At 70.9% G+C, this 24,231-nt stretch carries 21 protein-coding genes; 6 read left to right on the forward strand and 15 right to left on the reverse strand.

Going from position 1 to position 24,231, the window contains the following annotated elements:
* The first annotated feature begins 306 nt into the window (after nt 1-306).
* Complete coding sequence (locus MUN76_RS07070; RefSeq protein WP_244688697.1) at nt 307-828, forward strand: YqaJ viral recombinase family protein; 522 nt, start codon at nt 307-309, stop codon at nt 826-828.
* 100 nt (nt 829-928) lie between these two features.
* Here the strand turns inward: MUN76_RS07070 and MUN76_RS07075 are convergent, their stop codons facing one another.
* From MUN76_RS07075 to MUN76_RS07105, 7 genes are all read right to left on the reverse strand, one after another.
* On the reverse strand, nt 929-1,648 hold the full coding sequence (locus tag MUN76_RS07075; protein WP_244688379.1) for a PH domain-containing protein: 720 nt from the start codon (nt 1,646-1,648) through the stop codon (nt 929-931).
* Nucleotides 1,649-1,652: 4 nt separating this feature from the next.
* Entirely contained in the window at nt 1,653-3,272 is a 1,620-nt protein-coding gene (locus MUN76_RS07080) for an SPFH domain-containing protein (protein WP_244688381.1), read from the reverse strand.
* 37 nt (nt 3,273-3,309) lie between these two features.
* Nucleotides 3,310-3,876, reverse strand: a complete 567-nt coding sequence (locus MUN76_RS07085) for a hypothetical protein (RefSeq protein ID WP_244688383.1) — start codon at nt 3,874-3,876, stop codon at nt 3,310-3,312.
* A 188-nt stretch (nt 3,877-4,064) separates the two neighbouring features.
* Nucleotides 4,065-6,527 (reverse strand): ABC transporter ATP-binding protein/permease, encoded by a 2,463-nt coding sequence (locus tag MUN76_RS07090; RefSeq protein ID WP_244688385.1) that lies wholly within the window; start codon nt 6,525-6,527, stop codon nt 4,065-4,067.
* Nucleotides 6,524-7,567 (reverse strand): ABC transporter permease, encoded by a 1,044-nt coding sequence (locus MUN76_RS07095; RefSeq protein ID WP_244688699.1) that lies wholly within the window; start codon nt 7,565-7,567, stop codon nt 6,524-6,526. The genes MUN76_RS07090 and MUN76_RS07095 overlap by 4 nt, the downstream gene beginning before the upstream one ends.
* Before the next feature lie 136 nt (nt 7,568-7,703).
* Nucleotides 7,704-9,293, reverse strand: coding sequence for an ABC transporter substrate-binding protein (locus MUN76_RS07100; RefSeq protein ID WP_244688387.1), 1,590 nt, complete (start codon nt 9,291-9,293; stop codon nt 7,704-7,706).
* Nucleotides 9,290-10,558: an amidohydrolase family protein gene (locus MUN76_RS07105; RefSeq protein WP_244688700.1), complete on the reverse strand. Its 1,269-nt coding sequence runs from the start codon at nt 10,556-10,558 to the stop codon at nt 9,290-9,292. The genes MUN76_RS07100 and MUN76_RS07105 overlap by 4 nt, the downstream gene beginning before the upstream one ends.
* A 192-nt stretch (nt 10,559-10,750) precedes the next feature.
* On the opposite strand from MUN76_RS07105, the gene MUN76_RS07110 reads away from it, so the two are divergent.
* Together MUN76_RS07110 and MUN76_RS07115 are read left to right on the forward strand one after the other, a co-directional pair.
* Nucleotides 10,751-11,128 carry a DUF2568 domain-containing protein gene (locus MUN76_RS07110; RefSeq protein ID WP_244688389.1) on the forward strand — a complete coding sequence of 126 codons (378 nt, stop codon included), beginning with the start codon at nt 10,751-10,753 and terminating at the stop codon, nt 11,126-11,128.
* A 28-nt stretch (nt 11,129-11,156) separates the two neighbouring features.
* On the forward strand, nt 11,157-12,254 hold the full coding sequence (locus MUN76_RS07115; RefSeq protein WP_244688391.1) for an LLM class flavin-dependent oxidoreductase: 1,098 nt from the start codon (nt 11,157-11,159) through the stop codon (nt 12,252-12,254).
* 154 nt (nt 12,255-12,408) lie between these two features.
* Here the strand turns inward: MUN76_RS07115 and MUN76_RS07120 are convergent, their stop codons facing one another.
* The 7 genes from MUN76_RS07120 to MUN76_RS07150 form a co-directional block, all read right to left on the reverse strand.
* Nucleotides 12,409-13,509, reverse strand: coding sequence for a C45 family autoproteolytic acyltransferase/hydrolase (locus MUN76_RS07120; protein WP_244688393.1), 1,101 nt, complete (start codon nt 13,507-13,509; stop codon nt 12,409-12,411).
* 72 nt (nt 13,510-13,581) lie between these two features.
* Entirely contained in the window at nt 13,582-14,661 is a 1,080-nt protein-coding gene (locus MUN76_RS07125; RefSeq protein WP_244688394.1) for an endo-type 6-aminohexanoate oligomer hydrolase, read from the reverse strand.
* Nucleotides 14,658-15,431: an ABC transporter ATP-binding protein gene (locus MUN76_RS07130; protein ID WP_244688396.1), complete on the reverse strand. Its 774-nt coding sequence runs from the start codon at nt 15,429-15,431 to the stop codon at nt 14,658-14,660. Before MUN76_RS07130 ends, MUN76_RS07125 begins: the two co-directional genes overlap by 4 nt.
* Entirely contained in the window at nt 15,428-16,294 is an 867-nt protein-coding gene (locus MUN76_RS07135) for an ABC transporter ATP-binding protein (protein WP_244688398.1), read from the reverse strand. Before MUN76_RS07135 ends, MUN76_RS07130 begins: the two co-directional genes overlap by 4 nt.
* Nucleotides 16,291-17,163 (reverse strand): ABC transporter permease, encoded by an 873-nt coding sequence (locus MUN76_RS07140; RefSeq protein ID WP_244688400.1) that lies wholly within the window; start codon nt 17,161-17,163, stop codon nt 16,291-16,293. The genes MUN76_RS07135 and MUN76_RS07140 overlap by 4 nt, the downstream gene beginning before the upstream one ends.
* Complete coding sequence (locus MUN76_RS07145; RefSeq protein ID WP_244688402.1) at nt 17,160-18,131, reverse strand: ABC transporter permease; 972 nt, start codon at nt 18,129-18,131, stop codon at nt 17,160-17,162. Before MUN76_RS07145 ends, MUN76_RS07140 begins: the two co-directional genes overlap by 4 nt.
* Before the next feature lie 31 nt (nt 18,132-18,162).
* The gene (locus tag MUN76_RS07150) at nt 18,163-19,803 is read right to left on the reverse strand and encodes an ABC transporter substrate-binding protein (RefSeq protein WP_244688404.1); all 1,641 of its coding nucleotides are present in this window, start codon (nt 19,801-19,803) and stop codon (nt 18,163-18,165) included.
* A 198-nt stretch (nt 19,804-20,001) separates the two neighbouring features.
* On the opposite strand from MUN76_RS07150, the gene MUN76_RS07155 reads away from it, so the two are divergent.
* The gene (locus MUN76_RS07155) at nt 20,002-21,024 is read left to right on the forward strand and encodes a LacI family DNA-binding transcriptional regulator (protein ID WP_244688406.1); all 1,023 of its coding nucleotides are present in this window, start codon (nt 20,002-20,004) and stop codon (nt 21,022-21,024) included.
* A gap of 208 nt (nt 21,025-21,232) precedes the next feature.
* On the opposite strand, the gene MUN76_RS07160 is transcribed toward MUN76_RS07155, so the two are convergent.
* A complete protein-coding gene (locus MUN76_RS07160) occupies nt 21,233-21,889 on the reverse strand; it encodes an FMN-binding negative transcriptional regulator (protein ID WP_244688408.1) in 657 nt (218 codons plus the stop codon).
* Between the two features lie 143 nt (nt 21,890-22,032).
* Between MUN76_RS07160 and MUN76_RS07165 the strand changes: the two genes are divergently transcribed.
* Nucleotides 22,033-23,121 (forward strand): C45 family autoproteolytic acyltransferase/hydrolase, encoded by a 1,089-nt coding sequence (locus tag MUN76_RS07165; RefSeq protein WP_244688410.1) that lies wholly within the window; start codon nt 22,033-22,035, stop codon nt 23,119-23,121.
* A 74-nt stretch (nt 23,122-23,195) separates the two neighbouring features.
* The gene (locus MUN76_RS07170) at nt 23,196-24,149 is read left to right on the forward strand and encodes a helix-turn-helix domain-containing protein (RefSeq protein WP_244688412.1); all 954 of its coding nucleotides are present in this window, start codon (nt 23,196-23,198) and stop codon (nt 24,147-24,149) included.
* Nucleotides 24,150-24,231: the final 82 nt, after the last annotated feature.

Consider the following 24,231-nt stretch of genomic DNA (forward strand, 5'->3'; position numbering starts at 1 on the left):
CGCATCGCACGTGCAGTGAGCACCTCGTCTGCCGAGTTCATTCCACGTCCCCTCACGATGCCCCCATCGTGGAACCCAACGCCCTCAGCTTACTGAATCCGCACCACGGCCGCACGGGAAGACACGGCGCCGATTCGCGCTCACGGGTCGGCCGTCGGTGGTCTGGCTCGTCGGTCAAAAGCTGGGTCCCTCCTCAGCGCGGCACCCCCTCGATCCGCCTCGGCGTGGCAGACTTGTCGGGTGCTCGAATCACCCCCCGCCCACCTCCGCAGAGTCGTCACCGACGGCACGGATCACGCGGCGTGGATGCGGGCGCGTGCCAGAGGGATCACTGCGACGGACGTCGCGAAGCTGTCGACCCCGCGGTCCATCGAGTCGACGGCGTTCGAGAAGCTGCACGGCAGCCGGTTCAGCGGCAACGCGTACACCGACCACGGTCGGGCGCGGGAGCCGGAGATCGCCGCGTGGGTGCTGCGCGAGCACGGGATCACCCCGAGCCAGGCGCTCTTCCACGCCGAGGGCGACGTGCGTCACCTCGCGACCCCCGACGGGGTCACCCTGCGGGCGCACGGCGCGCTGGAGCTCGCGGAGATCAAAACGACGAACAAGGAGTGGCGCTCGATCCCGCGCCCGTATCTGCGGCAGATCTGGTGGCAGCAGTACGTGCTCGGCGCCGAGCGCACGCTCATGGTGTGGGAGCGGCACGAGAACTTCGTTCCCGTGGGCGACCCCGAGTGCCGCTGGATCGATCGCGACGAGTCGGAGATCGAGCGGCTCGTGAAGCTCGCGGGGCAGCTGATCGACGTGCTCATCGCGCGCACGAGCTAGCCGTAAGCGCGAGACTGCTGCGCGCTGACGCAGAGATCCGCATTCCTGCTGACGGAATGGTCCGAAAGTCTCAGCGGGAATGCAGATCTCTGCGGCTGGGTCAGTGAGTCGGGCCCGGCGCGCCGCCGCCGAAGCCCCCGGCGTGTCCGCCGGCGGCAGGGGTGCCTCCGAATCCGCCGCCGCCGAAGCCACCAGTGCTGCCACTGCCACCGCCGAAGCCGCCTGTCCCGCCACCGCCGAAGCCGCCGGTGCCGCCCAAGCCGGGCTCCCCCGCGAGGCGGTGGAACGACTGCGTCGAGTGCTCGTAGTTGCGCTCGCTCAGCTCCTGCAGCGCGTCGACGACCTCCTCGACCCCCGGTACGTCGACGAGCGTCGCCCGCTCCGTGCCGAACAGCAGGTCGATGTCACCGGCCCCGCGCATCCGCTGGCCGATGCTGCGCCGGGAGCGCACCTCGCGGACCCGGGAGAGCGCGACCTCCGAGCGGTGCCGCACGAAGAACCCGCCGCGCACGATCACCCGGCGCGTGGTCACCGTCGTGCGGTGCGCGAGCCACGCGAGGATCGGGAACACCCCGAGCAGTAGCGCGATCAGTACCGCCGCCGCGGCGGCGGCGAGGTTCATCCAGGCCTCCGGGAGCGCTCCGATCCAGTACCCGGAGGCGGCCGCGACGACGAGCAGCACGACCACGGGGAGCACCAGTCGTCGGCCGTGGCGCCGGAACCGCAGCACCACCACCTCGGGTCGTGTGTAGCTCGCGGGAGCGGGACCCAGGACGGCGTCGACGTCCTGGGTCATCGCTCGGGGATCGCGGGAGGGCATGCCCCTATTCTGCACGCTCGGGCTGCGACCCCGGTGCTCCCCGGTCGCCGAGCCCGGAGGCCGTGTCGGCCGCGTGCTGCGCGGTGTCGGCGGCCTCGGCAGCGACGGACGCCGCCGAATCCGAAAGGGTGTCGGCCGCGTCGGCGAGCGAATCCGCGGATCGACCGAGGTGCGCGGCACTCTCCTCGCTGATCAGGCCCGCGGCGCGGCGCGGCTCCGACTGCGAGGCGCGGCCCGCGGCGGCACCCGCGGCGCCTCCGGCGACGACGCCGTTGAGCATGCCGACCAGGTCGATGCCCACGGTGTCCTTGGCCATCTCGAGCAGCCCCTTGATGTTGCCCATCGCGTCGCCCGCAACCCTGGAGGTGCCATCGGCGGAGACGACGGTCATGTTGTCGATCGCACCGATCGCCTCGGCGTACTTGCTCGCGATCTCCGGCAGCAGGTGGATGAGTTCCTGCGCCAGCACGGCCTGCGACTGCGTCTCGAGCGCGCGGGCCCGCGCGTCGATCGCGATGGCCTCGGCCGTACCCTTCGCCTCGAGTGCAGCCGCCTCGGCGCGCCCCTCGCGCTCGAGCGCCTCAGACGCGGCGATACGCGCGGCGCGGTTCGCGAGGCCCTCGCGCTCGACGGCCTGCGCACGTCCGTCGGCGGCGGAGACCGCCGCGGCCGCGTCAGCCTTCGCCAGCGCCTCGACCCGGTAGGCCTCGGCCTCGGCGACCGCGCGCACGTCGGCGTTCAGCTGCTCGGTGCGGAGCGCGACCTCCTTCTGCGCGGTGATCTGCTTCTGCTGCACGATGGCCTGCTGCTGGATCGCTTCCTCGAGCGGTTCCGCGGCGGAGGCCTGCGCGGTGGCCTTGTCCGTCTCGACCTGGATCTCGGCCTGGCGCAGCTTCAGCTCGCGGTTGCGATCGAGCAGCACCCGCTCGGCGGCGATCTTCGCCTCCTGCGACGCCTGGTAGGCGTTCGTCTCGGCGATGTCCGCCTGCTGGCGCACCTTCGCGGCCTCGGGACGACCGATGTTCGTGATGTAGTCGGCTCCGTCGCGGATCTCCTGGATCTGCAGGGTGTCGACCACGAGGCCCTGCTTGGTGAGCGCCTCCTCCGCCGCTTCGAGCACACTCTGCGCGACGACCGCGCGATCCCGAATGATCTGCAGCACCGTCAGACCACCGATGATCGAGCGGAGCGAGCCCGAGAGCACCTCCTGCGTCGACTCGTCGATCTCGTCGGAGTTCGAGAGGAATCGCTGGGCGGCCGCGCGGATCATCTCCTGCGCACCGCCGACCTTGACGACCGCGACAGCCTGCGCCTGGATGGTGATGCCGTCGGTGGTCTGAGCCTCGGTCGTGATGGTGAGGCGGCGGGACCGCAGCGAGATCGTGAACGACTTCTGCACGAACGGCACGACGAACACGCCGCCGCCCGTGACGACCTTCTGCCCGGAGAGGTCGCGGCTCTTGTGGCCGGCCGCGTCGACGACCTCCTTGCCCTTGCCTCCCGTCACGATGATCGCCTCGTCCGGCTTCGCGATGCGATAGCGCTTGATGATGACGAGTGCGATGAGCACCAGCGCGATGATGGCGCCGAAGACACCCACGATGGCGGGACTAGCAAGGAACATGTGTTCTCCGATCAATCAGGTCGGTCGGTCAGTCGGTCTACGGGGTCTCGGGGAGCGCGGACTCGGGGAGCACGGGCTCGACGCGCACGGACGTCGAGGTCACGGTCTGCACGACGCGGATCGCGGTGCCACGCGCGATCGGTGCGTCGGCGGTGGCGGAGAGGGAGACGCGCTCGCCGTGGCGCGTGATGGCCACCTCGCCGAGGCCGCCCGCCGGGATCGCGAGCACGACCGAGCCGACGGAGCCGATCAGGTCCTCACCGCTCAACGCCGTACTCGATTCGGCGCCCCGGATCAGCCGGGTCAGCCACCACGCGGCGGCACCGCCGAGGAGGCCCGCGGCGGCACCCATGATGGAGGCCACGGGGGTGTCCATCCCGGCGCCGACCCCCGCAAACGCGGTGAAGCCGAAGATGGAGGTGAACGCGGCGATCGTCGTGAGACTCAGGGGTCCGTCGCCGAAGTCGAAGGCGTCGAAGATGCCGTCGAGCAGGAGCGAGATGAGGAGCAGCACGCCGCCGACGATCCCGATCACCAGGAAGATACCGCCGGCGAAGAGGGAGCCGTCGAGGAGCCGCTCGATCCAGTTCATGATGCCGTCCACATCGCACCTCCCTGTTGCGCTCGTCCCAGAAGTCTTGCGCCGGTCACGTCCTGCATTGGTGACGTCCTGCGCAGGTCACGTCCCGCGCTGGTCCTCCAAGTCTACAGACGCGCGTCGTTCCGTCGCCTGCCGGTGTCCTCATGTGAACGCACCTCCACCGTGCGGGCGCCCGCAGCGTGCATCTGCGTTCACTCGGGACGGGGCGGGATCCGCGGCACCGCCTCGAGCAGCGCGCGCCCGTACGCCGTGGCCGGGTGCGCGAAGAAGTCGCCGTCACCATGCTCGACCACGGCCCCCGCACGCATCACCACGACCCGCTCGCACAGCTCGTGCACCACCGCGAGATCGTGGGAGATGAACACGAGCGTCAGCCCGAGCTCCCGTCGGAGTTCGCCGAGCAGCTCGATCACGACCGCCTGCACCGAAACGTCGAGCGCGCTCGTCACCTCGTCGGCGATCAGCACGCGGGGCTCGACGGCGAGCGCACGCGCCAGCGCCACCCGCTGCCGCTGCCCCCCGGAGAGTTCGTGCGGGTAAGCGCGGGCGGTCCCGGGATCGAGGCGCACGAGCGCGAGCAGGTCACCGACGGACCGCCGCGTGCAATGGAGTCGGATGAGCTCGCGGAGGGTCTGGCCGACGGTCATCCGCGGGTTCAAGGAGGACGTCGGATCCTGCGGCACCAATTGGATGCGCGGATCGCGCCGCCGCCGGAGCGGCGCGCCGTCGAGGTGGATCGTGCCGCCGGCGAGCGGCAGCTGCCCCGCGATCGCCCGGGCCACGGAGGTCTTGCCCGATCCGGACTCGCCGACGATGCCGAGCGCGCCGCCCGACGGCACCGCGAAGCTCACGTCGCGTGCGGCGATGAACCCGCCGTAGCGGACCTCGAGGCCTCGCACGCCGAGCGCCGGGAGCACCCCGGCAGTGCCTTCCCCGGTCGTTGCAGCGACGCGCGCCTCGGACGCTGCGGTCGATGACGGCGCATCCGTCGCGAGGGGCGGCAGTGCGGGCACGGCGTCGAGCAGCGCACGCGTCCCGGGATCGCGCGGGGCCGAGAGCACGCGCTCCGTCTCCCCGACCTCGATGATCCGGCCGTCGCGCATCACGGCGACCCGGTCGCACATCGATGCCACCACGGCGAGGTCGTGGCTCACGAACACGAGCGTCAGCCCGCGCTCCCGGCGCAGATCGTCGAGCAGCGCGAGCACCCGACGCTGCACCGTGACGTCGAGCGCGGTGGTGGGCTCGTCGCAGAGCAGCACCGCGGGATCCCCCGCGAGCGCCATCGCGATGACCACACGCTGACGCTGCCCGCCGGAGAGCTGATGCGGGTACGACCGCGCGATCCGCTCGGGGTCGGGGAGCTGCACGAGACGGAGGAGTTCGAGCACCTCCGGCGTCGCGACACCCTGGCCGGCGCCACGGCCGGCGCCACGGCCGGCGCGCAGCGCCTCGCGCACCTGCGACCCCACCCGTGCGAGCGGGTCGAGCGCGGTGAGGGGATCCTGGAACACCATGCCGATCGCGCCACCGACCTCGATCTCACCGTCGGTCCGCCGCACGCCGGTGGGCAGCAGGCCGAGCATCGCCCGCAGCGTGAGGCTCTTCCCGGACCCCGATTCCCCCACGACTCCGAGCGTGCCACCCGGGGCGACGTCGAGATCGATCCCGTGCACGAGCTCCCGCGATGTGCTCGCGCCCGATCCCGAACCGGGTCCCGACCCTGCCGACGCGATCCTGAGCCCGCGGACCCGCACGCGACCGGCCTCCACGCCGCCCGCCTCAGCGCTCGGGATCCCGGCGGCGCGACCGCCACGCCCCCGCGACCTGCCCAGGGCGGACACGCGCAGCACATCGCCGAGCCCGTCGCCGAGCAGGGACAGCGCGATCCCGGTCAGCACGACCGCGAGTCCCGGGATCGCGCTCAGCCACCACTGCGTGGTGATGAACTGCTGCCCGTCCGCGATCATGGTGCCCCAGTCGGGGGTCGGCGGCTGGATCCCGAGCCCGAGATACCCGAGCGTGACCACGGCCACCATGATGAGCACGATCTCGGTGGCGAGCAGCACGAGCGCCTGCGGCAGCACGTTCGGGAGGACGTGGCGGAGCAGCAAGCGCGCGTGCGAGAGTCCGCCGCCGCGAGCGGCCTGCACCCAACCCGAGTCCCGCAGCGACGCCGTCATCGCCCCCAGCACGCGCGCGTACCCCACCCAGCCGACGAGCGCGAAGGCGACGATGATGCCCCCCTCGCCGGCCCCCACGGCGAAGACGATGGCGATCACGATCACGTAGAACGGAAAAGCGATCACCGTGTCGGTCACGCGGGACGCGATCCAGTCGGTCGCCCCGCCGAAGTACCCGGCCACGAGGCCGACGACCACACCGATGACAAACGGGGCGGCCGCCGCTGTGAGGGCGATGCGGAGATCGGTCTGCGCCGCGAACAGCATGCGCGAGAGCACGTCGCGACCGAGCTGATCGGTGCCGAACCAGTGCGCGGGCGAGGGCGGCTGCAGGCCGCCCGTGAGGTTCTGGGCGCTCGGTGCGTACGGGGCGATGACGGGGGCGAGGATCGCGGCCAGCAGGATCAGCCCGAAGAGCACGCCCCCGGCCCGGAGGGTGCGCGACGCGAGGGCGCGCTGCCCGGCCCTCATGAGCGATCCTCCGGGGTCGGATCGGCGTCGGGCGCGGCGGGCTGGATCGCGGGCGCGGCATCGAGAGCCGCCGCGGCATCGAGCGCGGGCGCGATCCTGAGCCGCGGATCCAGCAGTGCGGCGAGCAGCCCGGCGACCGTCGTGACGAGCACCACGACGATCGCGCAGTACAGCGCGACCCCCTGCACCACGGGGAAGTCCCGGCTGCCGATCGACTGGAAGAGGAGGGTGCCGAGGCCGTTGATCCCGAACACCTTCTCGACCACGAGGGTGCCTCCGACGAGGTAGGCCGTGTTGACGCTCAGCAGGGTGAGTGTGGGGAGCGCCGCGTTGCGGAGGACGTGACGTGTCAGGATGCTGCGCTCGGGCACGCGCGCGGCACGCAGCGTCGTGACGAAGTCGGCGTCAAGCACCTCGAGCAGCTGCGCCCGGAGCGACCGGATCAGCGGTGGCGCCAGGCCGAGCGCGACGGCGAGCGCCGGCAGGAAGAGGCTGCGCAGCGGTTCACCGGGCCCGGATCCCACGCCCCCGACCGGGAACCAGCGCAGGTGCACGGCGAAGAGGATGATGAGCAGCAGACCGATCCAGAAGAGCGGCATGCCCATGCCGACCGTGGGCAGGATCCGGACCACGTGGTCGACCCAGCCGTCCTTGCCGCGCGCTGCCGCGACCGCGAGCGGCACCGCGATGAGGATTGCGAGCAGCACCGCGAGGGCCACGATCCCGAGGCTGACGGGCGCACGTTCGAAGACGAGCTCGCGTGTGGAGACGCCCGAGACGAGGGAGTCGCCGGTGTCGAACTGGGTGACGACCTGCGTGACGAAGGCGAGGAACTGCTGCCAGAGCGGGAGATCGAGGCCCAGCTCCGCGCGCAGGGCGGCGAGGGACTCGGGGGTGGCGCGCTCGCCGAGGATCATGGCGGCGGGATCGCCGGGCACGATCCGGAGCAGGAAGAACACCGCGACCACCACGCCGAGGACGACGGGCACGAGGCGCGCCAGGGAGCGCCCCACGACTCGCACCACTCGACCGGTCCGCATCTTCACCGCCTCAGCGTATCTCTCGGCGTGCACGATCCCCGACGCCGGTCTCTCCCTCGTGTGAGCGATTTCTGTTGGATTTCGCGGAAATCTCAACAGAAATCGCTCACGCAAGGAGAGGCCGGGGATGCCAGCCTCAGGAGCCCGCGAGCCAGACGTCCTGGAACCGCACGCTGCCGTTCGGCAGCACCGCGAAGCCCTGCACCTCGGCGGTGGTCGCCTTCAGGTTCGACGGGAAGAAGAGCGGGATGTAGGGCACCTGCTCCGCGAGGATCTCCTGGATCTCGAGGTAGATGGCCTCGCGGGCGTCGCCGTTCGGGGTCTCGCGCCCTTCGTGCATGAGCTCGGTCACCCGCTCATCGGTGAAGTGCGTCCAGTAGGACTTGCTGAAGCCCTCGGGATCGGCCTGGAACGTGATGAACCCGTTCGGATCCGGCGCGTCCGACTGCCCGCTGTTGAGCATGAAGTCGAAGTCGTACGCGAAGAACCGCTCCCGGAAGACCGCGATGTCGAGCTGCTCGATCTCGACCGTGATGCCGATCTCGGCGAGCGACTCCTGCACGATCTGCGCGATCTGCGCGCGCTGCGAGTTGCCGCTCGCGATCAGCAGCGTCGTGGAGAAGCCGTCGGGGTAGGCCGACTTCGCCAGTTCGGCCTTCGCCGCCGCGAGATCGTGCTCGAGCGCAATGCCCGGCTCAGCATTGGCGGAATACAGAATGCTCGGCGGCAGGAGCACGTTCGCGACCTCGGCGGTGTCGAACGTGGTGGCGGCCGTGATCCCCTCGCGGTCGAGGGCATGGGCGATCGCGCGCCGCACGTGCTCGTCGGCGAACTGCTCGCGCTCGGTGTTGAAGAAGACCTGCTCGGTGGCCCACGACTCGGTCTGGCTCAGCACCGTGTCGGCCGCTGCATCGACCTCGGCCGCGTTCGCCGCGGGCACCGTGTCGATCGCGTCGATCTGCCCGGCCGCGAGCTGCTGCCGGAGCTGCGTGTCATCCGCGATGAAGCGGTAGACGAGCCCGTCGAGGTAGGGCTTGCCCTCCTGCCAGTAGTGCTCGTTCTTCACGAAGCTGATGTCGCCGTTCGGATCCCACTCGTCCACGACGAACGGCCCCGTGCCGATGGGATCCGCGAAGAACTCCTCCTCGGTCTGCCCGCCGAAGTCGGCCGGGAAGATGCCGTTCGCAAAGCCCGAGAGCTCGGAGAGGAACGGCGTGTAGGGGCCGCTGAGCGTGATCGTGACATCCCGCTCCCCCGTCGCCTCGATGGACTCGATGGGGGCCGTGAGCGGCAGCGGCCCGCCGACCTCGAGGTGGCGATTGAGGGAGAAGACGACGTCGTCGGGGGTGACGGGATCCCCATTCGAGAACGACACCCCGTCGCGCAGCGTGAACGTGTAGACCAGACCGGCCTCGTCGACCTCGTAGTCGGCGAGCCAGGGAATGATCTCGCCGCTCTCATCAAAGCTGACGAGGGGCTCGAAGATCTTGTCGATCGCAAAGGCGTTGTTCGCCGTGATCTGCTGGTTCAGATCGAGGTCGTTCACGGCGGCGACGCGGCCGAACGTGAGGGTGCCTCCGCTCACGGGATCGGCGCCGGCCTCGGACGGGGCGGGGCCGGATCCCGCGGCGCAGGCGCTCAGCAGCATCGCTGCGGCGAGCGCGGCGGCAGCCGCGGAGATCCCGCGCCGACGGGTACGGGATCGCGGGGAGGTGGTGCGGGTCACGGAGCATCCTCTCGGGTGGTCGACGGGGTCGACGGGGTGGCGGGGGTGATGGGGTTCGGGAGCGTCGGCGGGATCGGGAGCGTCGGCGGGTTCGGGAGCACCGGCGGGTCCGGGAGCACCGGCGGGTCCGGGATCTCGCCGTGCACCACGGCGCCGCCGCGGATGACGGCGACCACCGCGGCGGGATCGCTGAGCGCCCCCGGGATCCGCGGGTCGGCGCGCAGCAGCACGGCGTCGGCGACCGAGCCGTCGGCGATCCGGCCGTCCGGAGCCGCGGCGGGGTCGGCCGCTACCCGGGCGAGCAGCGCGGCCCCGGAGCGCGTGGCCGCGACGAGCGCCTCCTGGGGACTGAGCCCCGCCGCCACGAGGGCGTCGACCTCGAGCCGGTTGGTCCCGTGCTGAGCCGTCGTGCCGTAGTCCGTGCCGAGCGCAATGGCGAGCCCGGCGTCGCGGGCCCGCCGCACGGCGAGCGCGTGCACGTCGACCGCCTCGTCCACCCGGGCCCGGAACGCGGCGGGCAGCGATCCGTCCGCGATCATGCGCTGCACCAGACGGTAGATCCGCAGGGTCGGTACCAGGGTCATGCCGCGCTCGGCGGCCCGCCGCGCCTGGCCGTCCGTCAGGTACATGCCGTGCTCGATGCTCATGGCTCCGGCCTCGATCGCGTCGTCGATCGCGGGGCCGCCCCACGCGTGGACCATCACCCCGGCGCCGGACAGCGCCGCACGCGTGGCCGCATCGCCGATCTCCGCCCGGCTGAAGACGGGCGCGAGATCTGCGCCGGCGGGCGCGGCAACACCGGCGGTGGCGACGAGCTTGACCCACCGCGCACCGCCCTCGAGCACCGACTCCACCGCGGCGACGAGTCCTCCGGCCGCCGCGGCCGCCGCCCGATCGATGAGCGCGACGGAGAGCTGGAGCCGGGGCCTCGCGTCCTCGGGAAGTTCAGTCGCCATCGCCAGGGTGAGCCCTCCGGCGTCGCGCGCGCTCGTCACCCCCGCTGCCAACGTCCGCGCGAGGGCCTCCGCCGTCAGCTGGAGCGTCATGCGGGGACTGACTCGGTCGCGGTCGGCCGTGTCAAAGGCGTGCCAGGCGGCGTGCAGGTGCGTGTCGACGAGCCCTGGGATCAACCACAGGCCCGCGCCGTCGAGATCGCCGGGCCGGGGAGCTCCGCCCAGCACGAAGCGCCCCTCCGCCCAGCCCACGCGCGCGGGAGCGGCGAAGTCGCCGTCGTCCCGCATCGCGCGCACCGAGTGCAGGGTCATCGTCACGGAGCGCTCCTTCGGGTTCAGAGGGTTCGGATGGTTCGGCGGTCGGGGGTGCGGGGATCACGTCGCCGGGTCCTCACTTTGGTCTATTCATCGACGCTACTCCAAGGTACATCAATGGACCACTTGCCGCGTCGCTCACTAAACCACCGGCGAATCGCCCAGGCGGACCCCGGGTAGACTGCTGGGGTGACCAGCACCACCGAACGCCCGCACGTCCAGCCCGCGCGATCCACGATCCTGCTCCAGCTCGCGCGCGGCATCTTCCACTTCGTCGCCATCGTGTCGGTGACCGTCTGGGGCTTCCTGGCGTGGCCGCTGCCGTTCCCGGGCGTCCTCACCGGCATCGGATTCCTCGTGCTGTCGGTGCTCATCTGGGCACTCTTCCTGTCGCCGCGGCCGGTGCTCCGCACGGACCGCTTCGGGCAGGCGCTCGTCGAGCTGCTGCTGCTCGCCGCCGCCGTCGCCGCGCTGCTCGATTTCGGCGTGTTCTGGGTGTGGGCCGCGCTGTTCGGCGTGGTCGCCGCCGTCGTCGGCTACATCGTCTCCACGCGCACCGCGGAATAGCCGCGCCCCGCCCGCTGTTGCTGTGGGCATGACCGATACTCCCGCCACTCCGGCGCTCTCCCCCGTCCGCACCGTCGCAGGTGCGGCGCCGAGCGAAGTGATCCTCGGCCTCGACACGTTCGGGGACGTCACCACCACGCTCGACGGCGCCCGCGTCTCGCACGCGCAGGTGCTCCGGGATGTCGTCGAGCAGGCCGTCCTCGCCGACGGTCTCGGCGTCGACGCGATCACCCTCGGCGAGCACCACCGCGACGACTTCGCGCTGAGCTCACCCGAGATCGCCCTCGCCGCGATCGCCGGACGCACCGAGCGGATCCTGCTCGGCACCGGCGTCACGGTGCTCTCGAGCGACGACCCCGTGCGCGTCTACGAGCGCTTCGCGACGCTCGACGCCGTCTCGAACGGCCGGGCCGAGGTGATCCTCGGCCGCGGCTCATTCACCGAGTCGTTCCCGCTGTTCGGCTACGAGCTCAGCGACTACGAAACCCTCTTCACCGAAAAGCTCGAGCTCTTCTCGCGTCTGCGCGCGGAAGGCCCGGTCACCTGGTCGGGCCGACACCGCAGCCCCCTCACCGGGCAGGAGGTCTACCCCAAGACCGAGCACTCCGACGGCGTACAGGCCTGGATCGGCGTCGGTGGCAGCCCGCACTCGGTGCTGCGTGCCGTGCAGGTCGGGATCCCGATGATGCTCGCGATCATCGGCGGCGACCCGGCTCGGTTCCTTCCGTTCGCGAACCTCTACCGTCAGACCCAGGACGAACTCGGACGCGAGGCGATGCCGCTCGGCGTGCACTCGCCCGGACACATCGCCGCGACGGATGCCGAGGCCCGGGAGCAGCTGTGGCCGCACTTCCAGGCGAACCGCAATCGCATCGGTGCCGAGCGGGGCTGGCCGAGCACCACACGCGCCGAATTCGAGCAGGAGGCGGACGCGGGATCGCTGTACGTCGGGTCACCCGAGACGGTGGCGCAGCGGATCGCGTCGACGATCCGAACGCTCGGCGCGGATCGCTTCGACCTGAAGTACGCGAACGGCACGATGCCGCACGAGCAGCTGCTGTCGAGCATCGAGCTGTACGGCACGGTGGTGATCCCGCGCGTGCGCGAGCTGCTGGCGGGGGCGTAACACCCCGCCCGAACGGCCCCCGTCGGCCGCGAGGGTCGACCGGAAGGCTCGGACGCCGAGCGCCTCCTTCCTCGCCGAGCGCCCGCATTCTGAGCGTGCAGAACTGAGGGTCTCGGCAACAAAGGAGGCGCTCGGCGTTTCGCCGGACACCCGCCTATCGGAAGCGGCGCGCTCCGTGCTCCGCGAGCGCCGCGGGTGACCCCGGGAAGTACTCGAGCTCGCCGTCAGCCACGTTGAGCCCCACCGTGAGCAGGGTCGTCCACTGCTCGTGCAGGGGCTCGGCGGGATCCGGGCGGAAGCACACCGGCGCAAGGGCCCCGGCCTCGCCGCACATCTGCGCTGCGCGCTCCTCGATCCCGCGCCCGGCCATCGACGCCTGGTGCGCACCGAGGTGCGCGAGCCGCACGTAGGACGTCGACTTGTCGCGTGTCGCCTCACCCGGCAGCTGCTCCGACGCGATGAAGTTGTTCGTATGGAGCAGCACTCCGGCCTCATCCGGCCGCACGACGGCCACCCGCTCCGGCGAGATCTCGAAGCACGCGGCGCGGTGCGGCGCCTCGTCGCGGGCGAGCACCGTGAGCACCGTCGACGCGCTCGCGGGCGCCGAGCGGATGATCGCCTCGGCCTCGTCCACGCTCGTCGCCTCGTCGAGCACCCGCCGCGCGATGGCGTGCACCGGGACACCGCCCGTGCCGCGGTCGCTTGCGTGGTGCAGGATGTTGAAGTGCACGCCGACCCCGGCGTCGTTCACACCGATCTTGCCGAGCACGCCGAACTCGGTGAACATCGCCACCCGGCCGACACGGCGGCTTCCCTCCGCGGGCGCGTCCGGCGTGTACGAGAAGACGAACCCGCGCGGGCACAGGTGCTCGTGCCAGTCCCAGGTCTGGATCGACTGCGGCGCGTCCGAACCCGCCGGCGCGAATACGGCGGTCGAGCACTCTCCCTCGGTGTCTGGCGGCACGATCGCGAGCACCTCGGTGCGGGCGTTCAGCGCGGCGAGCTGCCAGCGCTCCACCTCCGCCGCCTCGGCGGTGGCCGTGAGTTCGTCCGCGAGATTCGGGGCCCATTCGGCGAGTGCCGCAAAGCAGCTCTCCGCGATCTCCCGCACCCGGGATCCTGCGACGCCGCGGATCTCGAAGAATTCGAGGTATCGCCTGACGGCCTCCCGGATGTCGGCGGCGTGCGCGATCCCGATCTCGGTCCCGCGGCTGCGCGGATCGGTCCCGCTGATCGTGGCTGTGATGATGTCCAACGTCTGTCTTTCTCTTTCGGGGGTGCTCCGGAGTGCGCCGGCCCGGTCGGTGCGCGCGTGCGCGGATGGTCCTTACTTGGCGGCTTCGAGCAGCGCGTCCCACATCACCTCGGACGCGATGGCACCGAGCGCCGTCGCGTTCACCGACAGGCGGCCGCGCGACGATCCCGGCGTCGTCGGCAGGTCGATCTCGTCGGTGGTCACGGCGAAGAGCGTGTCACCGTCCATATCGGTGTGGAAGGGCTGGATGCCGCGGTGCATCGAGCTGTGCACCTGCTTCGCGAACTGATTCAGCTCGACGGGCGACAGTCGCACGTTGGTGATGAGCGCGCTGATCGTCGTGTTGCCCGACTCGGTGGCCGCGGGAAGCTGCTCGGCGAAGGCCTCCTGATAGTCGTAGACCGGGTGGCGGCGGGTGCCGGTCGCGGCGTCGTAGTTGCCGCGCACGACACGACCGCTGCGATCGAGGATCACGCCGACCGGGTTCGGCACCACCACGGCGAGCACCTTCACGTCGCCCAGCTGGCGGAACGCGGCGCCCTGACCGGTGATCTCCGTGCGCTCCCAGTCCACTTTGCCCGACGACGCGCTCATGCCGGCGCCGGCGCGACCCTGCGGGAACGAGCCCTCGACGGCGTACTCGAGCGCGGCGCGCCCCAGTGCCTTGTCTGGGTAGACCGCGGTCGAGCGAGCCGAGAAGTCGTAGATGATCGCGGACGACACGAGCTGCAGCTCGGCGAAACCCGTCATGTTCTGGTGGCGCTCGAGGAGCAGGTCGCTGACGCCCGCTCCCGCCTCCAGTCCGTAGACGGATCCTCCGGCGAGGCAGATCGCGTGGTTGAAGTCGTAGCCGCCCGAGAGTCCGACCGCACCGCCGCGGGCGTCGACCGCCGTGCGCGCACCCGCGGGGAGGTGGATCACCGTGGCGCCCGTCGGCCCCTCGGCGTAGTGCGCTGAGCCGATCCGCACCCCGGGGAAGTCGAACTCCAGCGCCTCGCGCCCCTCGCTCCGGACCGGCGTGAGGTCGAAGTCGGTGTTGCCGGGGCCGCCGAACACGGGCGCGCCCGCCAGTCGCGGCGCGGGATCGATGGTGAGGCCGGGATCGAGATCGGCGAGGGCGTGGGTCGGGATCGATGCCGGGGAGGTGCTCATAGTGACTCCAAGAGTGTCTGCGAGTAGGGGTGTTGGGGGGTCTGGAAGAAGTCTGCCGTGTCGGCCGTCTCGACGAGGTCGCCGCGGAAGAGCACGGCGACCCGATCGGCGACCCGGCGCACGGCGCCGAGGTCGTGCGAGATGAAGAGCGCACCGAAGCGGTGCTCCGCCTGCAGCTCGCGGATGAGCGTCAGGATCTGCATCTGCACCGCGACGTCGAGCGCGCTGACGGCTTCATCGAAGACGATGAAGCGCGGTTCGGTGACGAGTGCGCGCGCGACCGAGACGCGCTGCCGCTGCCCGCCCGAGAGCTCGTGCGGGTAGCGATCCGCGAACTCGGGATTGAGGCCGACCTGTTCGAGCATGTCGCGCACGCGCATCCGCTGCTCGGCGCGACCGAGGTCCCGGCGCGCGACGGTGAGCGGCTCGCGCACCGACTCTCCGACCCGGCGCCGCGGGTTGAGCGACCAGTGCGGGTGCTGCAGCACGGCCTGGATCTTGCCGGCGATCGCCCGGCGCGAACGAGTGAACGGGCGACCGAGCAACTCGACCTCGCCGCTGTCGGGCTTGCGGAGACCGAGCGCCACCGCCGCGGTCGTCGTTTTGCCCGAACCGGATTCGCCCACGAGTCCGAGCGTTTCGCCCGGGGCCACCTCGAGGCTGACGCCGTTCATGGCCCGGTTCGTGCGGCGCTTCGCACCGGCCCCGCTGGTGAACGAGACGCTGACGTCTCGCAGCTCCAGCACGGGGGCTTCGGTCGACGGGGTCATCGCTCCTCCTCCGGTCCGACGTTCTCCGCGCGTTCCGCGACCGGCACATTGCCGGGCATCGCAGCGACGAGCGTCCGGGTGTAATCCGCCTCGGGGTGATCGAGCACCTGCGCGGTCGGCCCCTCCTCGACGATCCGACCCTGGTGCATCACGACGACGCGGTCGCACCACTTCCGCACGGCACCCAGGTCGTGGCTGATCCAGATCAGACTCGCACCCGAGCTCCGCACGAGACCGACGATGAGGCTCAGGATCTCGTCGCGCACCTGCGCATCGAGCGATGCTGTCGGCTCATCGGCGATCAGGATCTGCGGCTCGCGCGCCATGGTGAGGGCGATCGCGATGCGCTGCGCCATGCCGCCCGACACCTCGTGGGGGAAGAGGCGGAGCACCCGAGCGGGCTCGAGGATCCGCACGCTCTCGAGCAGCGCTTCGAGCGAGGCGCGGTCGGTGGCCCGGCCGAGCGGCCGGAGCGCGAGCTCGAGCTGCCGCTGGATGCGCATCGTCGGGTTCAGCGACGCGATCGGATCCTGCGGGATGAACCCCAGGGAGTCGCGGCGCAGCGCTCGGATGGCATCGGGGTCGAGCCCGGCGAGGTCCCGGCCGAGCACGTGCACCGACCCGGCCGTGATGTGGCAGGCGCGGGGCAGCATGCGCCCGATCGCCTGCGACACCGTGGACTTGCCGGATCCCGACTCGCCCACGATCGCGAGCAGCTCGCCGGGCGCGACGCTGAGGTCGATGCCGTCGAGCGCACGGGTCGTGCCGAGGCGCGTCCGGTACTCGGCGGTGAGTCCATCGATGCGGACCGTCGCGGTTGCGGTGCCCGCGGGCACTCGCGGCTGCAGCAGTGCGGCGCTCATACGAGGCTCCTCGTCTCTCGGGGGTCGAGGCGATCGCGGAGCGTGTCGCCGATGAGGTTGATCGCGAGGATCGCGACCACGAGCACCACCGCGGGTGCGAAGAGCAGCCACGGCGCCTGCACCATGTAGCTGCCGCCTTCCTGGATCAGGAGTCCGAGCGAGGACTGCGGCAGCTGCACGCCGTATCCCAGGAAGCTCAGGCCGCCCTCGACGAGGATCCCGACCGAGAGCGCATACGTGCCCTGCACCGCGATGGTGCCGCTCACGTTCGGCAGCAGGTGGCGGAACAGGATGACCGGCGCGGAGACCCCGCTGATCTTGGCGGTCGTGACGAAGTCGCGCTTCGCCACGGCCATCGCCGCGGCGCTCACCATGCGGGTCATGAGCGGCACGGTGACGAGCACGATGCTGGCGAGCGCGGCCACCTGCCCCGGGCCGACGACCGCGGCGATGAGGATCGCGAGCACGATCGACGGGAACGAGTAGAGCACGTCGACGAAGCGCATGACCCCCTCGCGGGTCCAGCCGCCAAGGTAGCCGGCGATGAGGCCCAGGATCACGCTGATCACCGCGGTGCACACGACGGCGACGGTCGAGAGCACCAGGGTGGTGCCGATCCCCTCGAGCAGCCGGGCGAGGACGGAGCGGCCGAGCGCGTCGGTGCCGAGCAGGTACGCCGACGACGGCGGGCTGAGGCGCGGGCCGACGATCTTCGCGGGATCTCCGGCGAACGGGACGATCGCGGCGACGACGGCGATGCCGACGATGAGACCCAGCGCACCGACCGCGGAGGCGAACAGGCCGTCGCGCTGCGGGCGCGCCCGGCCCGCGCGCTTGCGTCGGACGAGCGGGAGCGAATACGTGGTCATGATCCTGCCTTCCCGGTCACGGCGACCCGCGGATCGAGCGCGCTCGTGATGAGGTCGAGCACGAGGCTGACCACGATGAACACCGTCGCGGCGAAGAGGACCGCTGCCTGCACGACCGCGAAGTCGCGGCGATCGAGCCCGGTCACCATGAAGGAGCCGAGACCCGGAATGTTGAAGATGGTCTCGACGATCACAGCGCCGCCGAGCAGGTAGGCGGTGACCGTCGCGAGCAGCGTGAGGATCGGGATCCCCGCGTTGCGGATCACATGGTGGCGCACGATGTGCCAGGGCGTCTCGCCCCGCGCCACGGCCGCGGTGATGTGCGGCTCGACGAGCACGCTCATCACCGCGTCGCGGGTGGTGCGAGCGGCCGCGGCGACGCAGAAGACGGAGAGCACGAGCGCCGGCAGCAGAAGCGCCTGGAACGTCGGCCCGAACCCGCTGCCGATGTTCGAGAAGCCGCCGACCTGGATCCCGAGCGAGAGCCGGGAGAACACGAAGATCACGATGCTGCCGAGCACGAACTCCGGCACGCTGATCCCGAAGCCCGACGCGATCCGGCCCATCGCGCCGCCCTGCTTCGCGCCGGATCGCACGCCGGTCCAGATCCCGAGCGGGATGCCGATCACCAGCGTCACGAAGAGCGCCATCACCGTCAGCAGCGCGGTGACGGGGATCCGCTTCGCGAGCTCCTCGACCACCGGACTCTGCGTGACGAACGAGACCCCGAGGTCGCCCGTCAGGATCTGCCCGATCCACGCGAAGTACTGGATGATGATGGGCTGGTCGAGCCCGTACGCGGCCGCGAGGGCGGCACGCTCCTCGGGCGAGGCGAGGGGTCCGAGGATGATGTCCTCGTACCCGCCCGGCATCAGCCGAACTGCGGCGAAGATCAGGATGGACACCCCGAGCAGGGTGATGAGCGCGCTCACCACCCGCCCGGCGGACCAGCGAAGTGTCTGCAACATACGTGGGTCTCTGCGTTCTGGCTCTCGGTGGTTACTCTGCGGCCGGGAGGCGGTACTCGGTGATGTCGCGCAGGATGTTACCGTAGCCCTCGTTGCTCTGGATGGTCGGGCTCAGCGCTGCGGTGTCGAAGCCGACGATCGAGGGACGGTGCACAAGCGGCACGATCTCCGAGTACTCATCGGCCGTGGCGCAGAGCTCGGTGAAGACCTCGGCGCGCGCCTCGGGGTCGGTCTCGCTCGCCCCCGCGGTGATGAGCTCGTTCAGATCCTCGTGGACCCCGGTGTAGCCGGCGTTGAAGAGCGCCTGCTCGGGGTTCCACCACTTGGTCACCATCGACGGATCGACGTAGCCCGCGAACCAGCCGACCGAGAGGTCGAAGTCGGCCGGGGCGCCGAAGACGCGCGCGTTGTAGGTGGCGGTGTCGAACTGCTCGATCTCGACGGTGACGCCGATCTCGTCGAGCTGCTGCTGGATGAGCTGGGCGATCTGGCCCATCACGGGCTCCGAGGTGTAGACGACCATGTTCAGCGTCGTGTCGCCGGCACCCGACTCCTCGATGATCTTCTTCGCGTCCTCGATCGTCGCCTGCTCCGACGGCAGTGCGTCGACCGAGCACGCGCCCGGCAGGTTCGAGGGGGTGACGCCGGTGGGCGCGGTCTCACCCGCGAACACGATGTCGGCGATCGCCTGGCGGTCGATCGCGGTGTTGATCGCGAAGCGCACGTCCTGATCCTCGAGCGGCGAGCCGGGCGTCTGCGAGTTGACGTTCACGTAGTAGAAATCGCTCTGCGACTGGTTGAGCACGCGGGCGTCGGGCGCGTCGGCGAGCTGGGTCAGCGCGTCGATGCTCACGAAGTTCGCGAGACCCGCGCTGCCCTCGCGCAGGGCGGCCTGACGGGTCGACTCCTGGTCGACGATCTGCAGTTCGAGCGTCTGCACGGCGAGGTCGTCGCCGCCGCGCCACTCGGGGTTCGCCGTGAAGGTCCAGGACTCGTCCTGGCGGTGCGCGTCGACCAGGTAGGGGCCGGTGCCGAGCATGGTCGTGGTGAGGTCGACGCTGCCGTCGTTCACCTCTTGCATGGGCAGGATCGCGGCGGGCGTGTTGGCGAGGGCGGCGAGGAACGGCGCGTAGGGCTCGCTCAGCTTCACGGTGACCTGGTCGGCGCCGGTCGCCTCGATCGACTCGACGGGGCCCATCTGGCCCGACCAGACGCTCAGGCTCTCCATCTGGCGCTGCAGGCTGCCGACGACGTCCTCCGGGGTCAGCGCGCGGCCATTCGAGAACGTGGCCGCGGTGTCGATGGTGAAGACGTAGGTGGTGTCATCCGGCTGCTCCCAGGCGGTGGCAAGCCCCGGCTGGATCTCGAAGTTCTCATCGGTGGTGACGAGCGTTTCGTAGACGAGGCCCATGATCATCCAGGAGCGCGCCGTCTGCGCGGTCTGCGGGTCGAGGCCGTCCGCCTCGCTCGTGTCGTAGTCGAGCTGCACGGTGAGCGCGCCGCTGCCCGTGAGCGCGTCGTCGGCGACCGCGAGGAAGCCGGGGGCCGCCTCGGTCTGCGTCGCGGATCCCGACTCCGACGCGGGTGCGGCGCACGAGCTCAGCACGCACGCGAGACCCAGTGCAAGCGCGGTACCGGTGGCCGCTCGGGCGCGGGTTCGATTCTGTTTCATCACCGTACTGACTCCTTCGACACATGTGGTGGGGCGGGTGCTGCGATGCGCTCCGCCGAGGCGTCACCCGCCTGTGGGGCGCCTTGGATGATCAACGTACAGACATAAATCGTTTTATGCAAGCTGCAGTGATGGGATATACATCGATTTACTTGGCGGAATCCCGCTAGTCTCGTGTGAGAGCCCCGAGGAGGCACCATGGCCGGACATCGCAACGTCACCATCAAAGACGTTGCCGCACGCGCCGGAGTCTCCATCACGGCGGTGTCGCACGCGCTCAACGACAAGGGCACACTCTCGGAGGAGACGCGGATCCGGATCCGCGAGATCGCCGCATCGATGGGCTACCGAGCCGACGCCCTCGCGCGCGGGCTCCGGCGATCCCAGATCGGGGTCATCGGCATCGTGCTGCGCCCCCTCGATGCCCTCGAGAACTACAGCCCGCCCGGCGTCGACTACTTCCTCCGCTTCGCGGGAGCCGCCGCCGTGAGCGCGCTCGACCACGGCCTCAGCCTCATGCAGGTCGCCGACCTCGTGAAGGGTCCGGTCACCCCGCTCGCCTTCTCTCTCGACGGCTACATCGTGACGGATCCGGTCCGCAACGATCCGGTGGTCGCGCTCCTCGAATCCCGGTCGATCCCCTACGTCACCCTCGGCCGCGACCCGGGCAAACCCGACGCGAGCAACTGGGTCGCCTCCGACGATGTCGACGCGACCCTGCAGGCCCTCACCCACCTCGCGGACCAGGGCGCGCGCACGATCGCGTTCGTGGGCGGTCAGGACGACAACTCCTGGAACGCGGACGCCGAGTCGGCCTACCGGGACTGGTGCGCGCGCAACGGGCAGGCCGAGCGCCTGTTCCGCCTCCCGGAGGGGCGCGGCGAGGCCGGCGGCCGGGAGCTGGTCCCGGACCTCCTCGCCGACGGCGCGCCCGACGCGATCTACTCCCTCACCGGGCGCCACGCCGCCGGCATCCAGGAGGCGATGCGCGAGCGCGGGCTCACCGCCCCCGACGACTACCTGCTCGCCTGCGGCACCGACGCGGACCAGACCCGGACCGCCGAGCCGCCCATCACCGCGATCAATCTGCGCCCCGAGGTGCTGGCGCACGACACGGTGGGGCTGCTGGCGGCGATCACGCGCGGCGAGAACCCGGCGGGTCGCGGGCTCGTGCGGTCGGAGCTGATCGTCCGGCGCTCGTCGCAGCGCGACGCGGGCTGAGCGGCGCGCTGCGCCTCCAGTCCCTCCGCCACGCTCCTCGCCGGGCGCCGCCACCTCGCTGGGCGCCAACACCCCACTGGCGCCGCCATCCCACCGCCACCGCCACTCACGTCGGAGATCTCACTCGCAACGGACCACATCCCCCATGTGGATCCGCCATTGCTGAGATCTCCGCCGTAATTGGCGCGCAGCCCCGCTGCCGGCGCGCCTACTCCCGGGAATCCTCCAGGGCGGTCACGCCGACCTCGTCCATGAGGTCGGCGACATCGGGGTGCCGGTGGTCGCCCGTGCGCAAGTCCTGCTGAACCCGCGCGTGCACGTCGCTCGGCATGTCCTGACTGAGCTTGAACATCGCCGATTCGGTCTCGATGTCGATCGTGAAGGAGACCACGCCGTTCAGGATCTTCCGGAAGACGTCCTTCGAATCGGTCGGATCCCACGGCTCTCGGCGGTGACCCTCGAACTGCTGCACCGTCTGCTCCACGACCGCGAGGTTCGCCTCGGGATCCTCGAGCACCGTGACCCGCCCCGTGAGGTGCACGGTGGCGTAGTCGAGCGTCGGCACGGCCGGCGTGAACTCGTAGCTGCTCGGCGACACGTAGGCGTGCGACGACGAGAAGACGAGCAGCACCTCCGGCCGCTCGGCGAACAGCTTCCAGTGCTCGTTCGCCCGACCGACGTGCCCCCACAGCCGCGTACCGACGAGCGTCTCCCCCGGCTCGGTGCCGGGCGGGAACACGATCGGGGTGTGCGTCGCGAGCGGCGCACCCTCGGTCGACGAGATGACCACCGCGAACGGGTTGCGGTGCACGAACTCGGTGATCGCGCGCCCGGACGGTGCGACGTAGCTGGGATAGGTGTGCATGCGCTGGAGCCCCCTGAGGCGAGTCGGGATCGGGGGAGCTCTCGCTCGCCCCTGAGCCATAAAACGATTTGTCACGGGCCACCCTAGCAAACTAAAACGTTTTATGAGCTACGATGCAGAGAACACTTCGAGAGGACCCCGACATGATCCGCATCGACATTCACGGCAGCACTCCCCGCGAACGCGGCATCGACCGCGGCCGCCAGGTCGCCCGCGTGGTGCGGGATCACTGGGACACCCACCGCACGCTCTTCGCCGCAGTCGGTCGCTCCGAGGCCGATACGCTCGCACTCGGCCTCGCGTCGCTCGACGCCACGGCGGAGTGGTGGCCAGAGGCGCGGGAGGAGATCGCCGGGATCGCCGAGGGCGCCGAACTCGACCTCTCGATCGTCGCTGCACTCAATGCCCGCACCGAACTCCTCGTCGCCCCCGGATCCGCCCCCGGATCCGCCCCCAGCCCCGCCACCCCGCACCCCCTCGGCCACGAGTGCACCTCCGTCGCCATCGCCGAGCCGTTCGCGGCGCAGGTGCAGACCTGGGACTGGCACCGCGAACTCAACCGGGCCTGGCACGCGCAGCGGGTCACGGGCACGCCCGTCCCCTACGCCGGGCTCACGGAGCACGGGATCCTCGCGAAGATCGGTCGCAACGATGCGGGGGTCGGGATCATCATCTCGATCCTGTCCCACTCGGACGACGCCGCCGGGCGCGTGCCCATCCACGTCGTCAGCCACCGCGTGCTCGCCGAGGCCCGCAGTCTCGCTGAGGCCCGCGAGCTGCTGCTCACGGCCCCCGTCGGCGCCTCGACCGTCTTCACGGTCGTGGGCCCCGACGGCATCGGCTCCTTCGAACTCTCCCCGGTCGGCGCGGCCGAGCTCGAGCCGCTCGGGCGCTGGTTCATCCACTCGAACCACTTCATCTCTCCCGAGCTGGCGTCGGGATCGCGTACCTTCCGCAACGATCCCGACTCCCAGGAGCGCCTGCAGATGCTCCGCGAGCGGATCGCCGCCGAGCCCGAGATCACCTCGGCCGCGCAACTGGCCCCGATGCTGCACTCCGGCCCCGACGACATCGGGAACATCTGCTGCGTACCGACTCCGGAGCAGCCCCTGGGGCGCGCGTGGGAGACGCAGGCGACCGTGTGGATGACCACCGACGAGATGACGATCTCGGCAGGCTCGCCCCTCGATCTGGCGACGGCGGAGCAGATTCGCTTCGCGGGCCGGGTCTGAGGGATCGGATCTGAGCCCGCCGCTCCACGAGGACGTACCGGAATAGCTCGACGGATCGCGGCGTTCCACCCCTCATGGAATCGACGACCTCCGCACCCGCGCGTGGACCCCGCCTCGACCCGTATGCCCGGGACGCCGCGATCGACCGCGTGCTCGCCGACATCGACGTCCGGCTCCGGCATCAGCATCGGATCACCCTCCGTGCGGGTGAGGTCACCGAGATCCCGAGCTCGCGCGTCACGCTCGTTTACATCATCGAGGGAGGTGTCACGGTCGGGGCACCGGGATCCGGCGCGTCGCACGCATCGGCGGGCGCGCCCCCCGTTCCTGCCGGGGCGACCTCGGACTTCAGAGCGGGTGACGCGCTGATGTTCACGGGCGGCGCGCCCCACAGCCTGCGCGTGGCCGAGCACGCCTTCGTGCTCCTCTCCGCGCTCGACTTCGCGCCGGAGTCGCACCACGTACTGGGCCTGCTCCCGGACCTCCTCTCGGTTCGGGATCTCGCGGGCAGCGAGCCGGCGGTCGCCGCCCTCGCGTCGCTCCTCGGGCCCGAGCTCGGCAGCGACCAGACGCCGTGCGAGACGCAGGCGGGCAGCCCGGTGGTCTGCGGCATGATGGCGAACACCGTGCTCGTGTCGGTGGTCCGAGCCTGGGTGCTGCACGGCTGTGCGCCCGACGGCTGGCCGTCGCGCACGAACGACCCGTTCCTCGACCGGGTGGTCGAGGCGATCCACGCGGATCCGGCTCGCGCCTGGACCATCGAGGATCTCGCCCGCACGGGGGCGATGTCCCGCTCCGTCTTCGCGGCACGCTTCCGCTCGGCGACCGGCACGTCGCCCGCGAGCTATCTCGCAGAGGTGCGCATCCGCTCGGCGCAGGACCTGCTGGCCCGCGGACTCGGCGTGTCCGAGGTGTCGCGCGCCATCGGCTACGGCTCCGACGAGGGGTTCAGCCGAGCCTTCCGGCGTCACGTGGGGCTGAGCCCCTCGACCTGGCGCTCGACCGCGCTGCGCGCCGCCGCGGCCTAGACGCGCCGGATCGGCAGCGCGGCCGCGGCCGAGAGTCGCCGGATCGGCAGCGCGGCCGCCTGCAGCACGGCCGCCGCGACCA

This window comes from Leucobacter rhizosphaerae, assembly GCF_022919175.1.
GTDB lineage: Bacteria > Actinomycetota > Actinomycetes > Actinomycetales > Microbacteriaceae > Leucobacter > Leucobacter rhizosphaerae.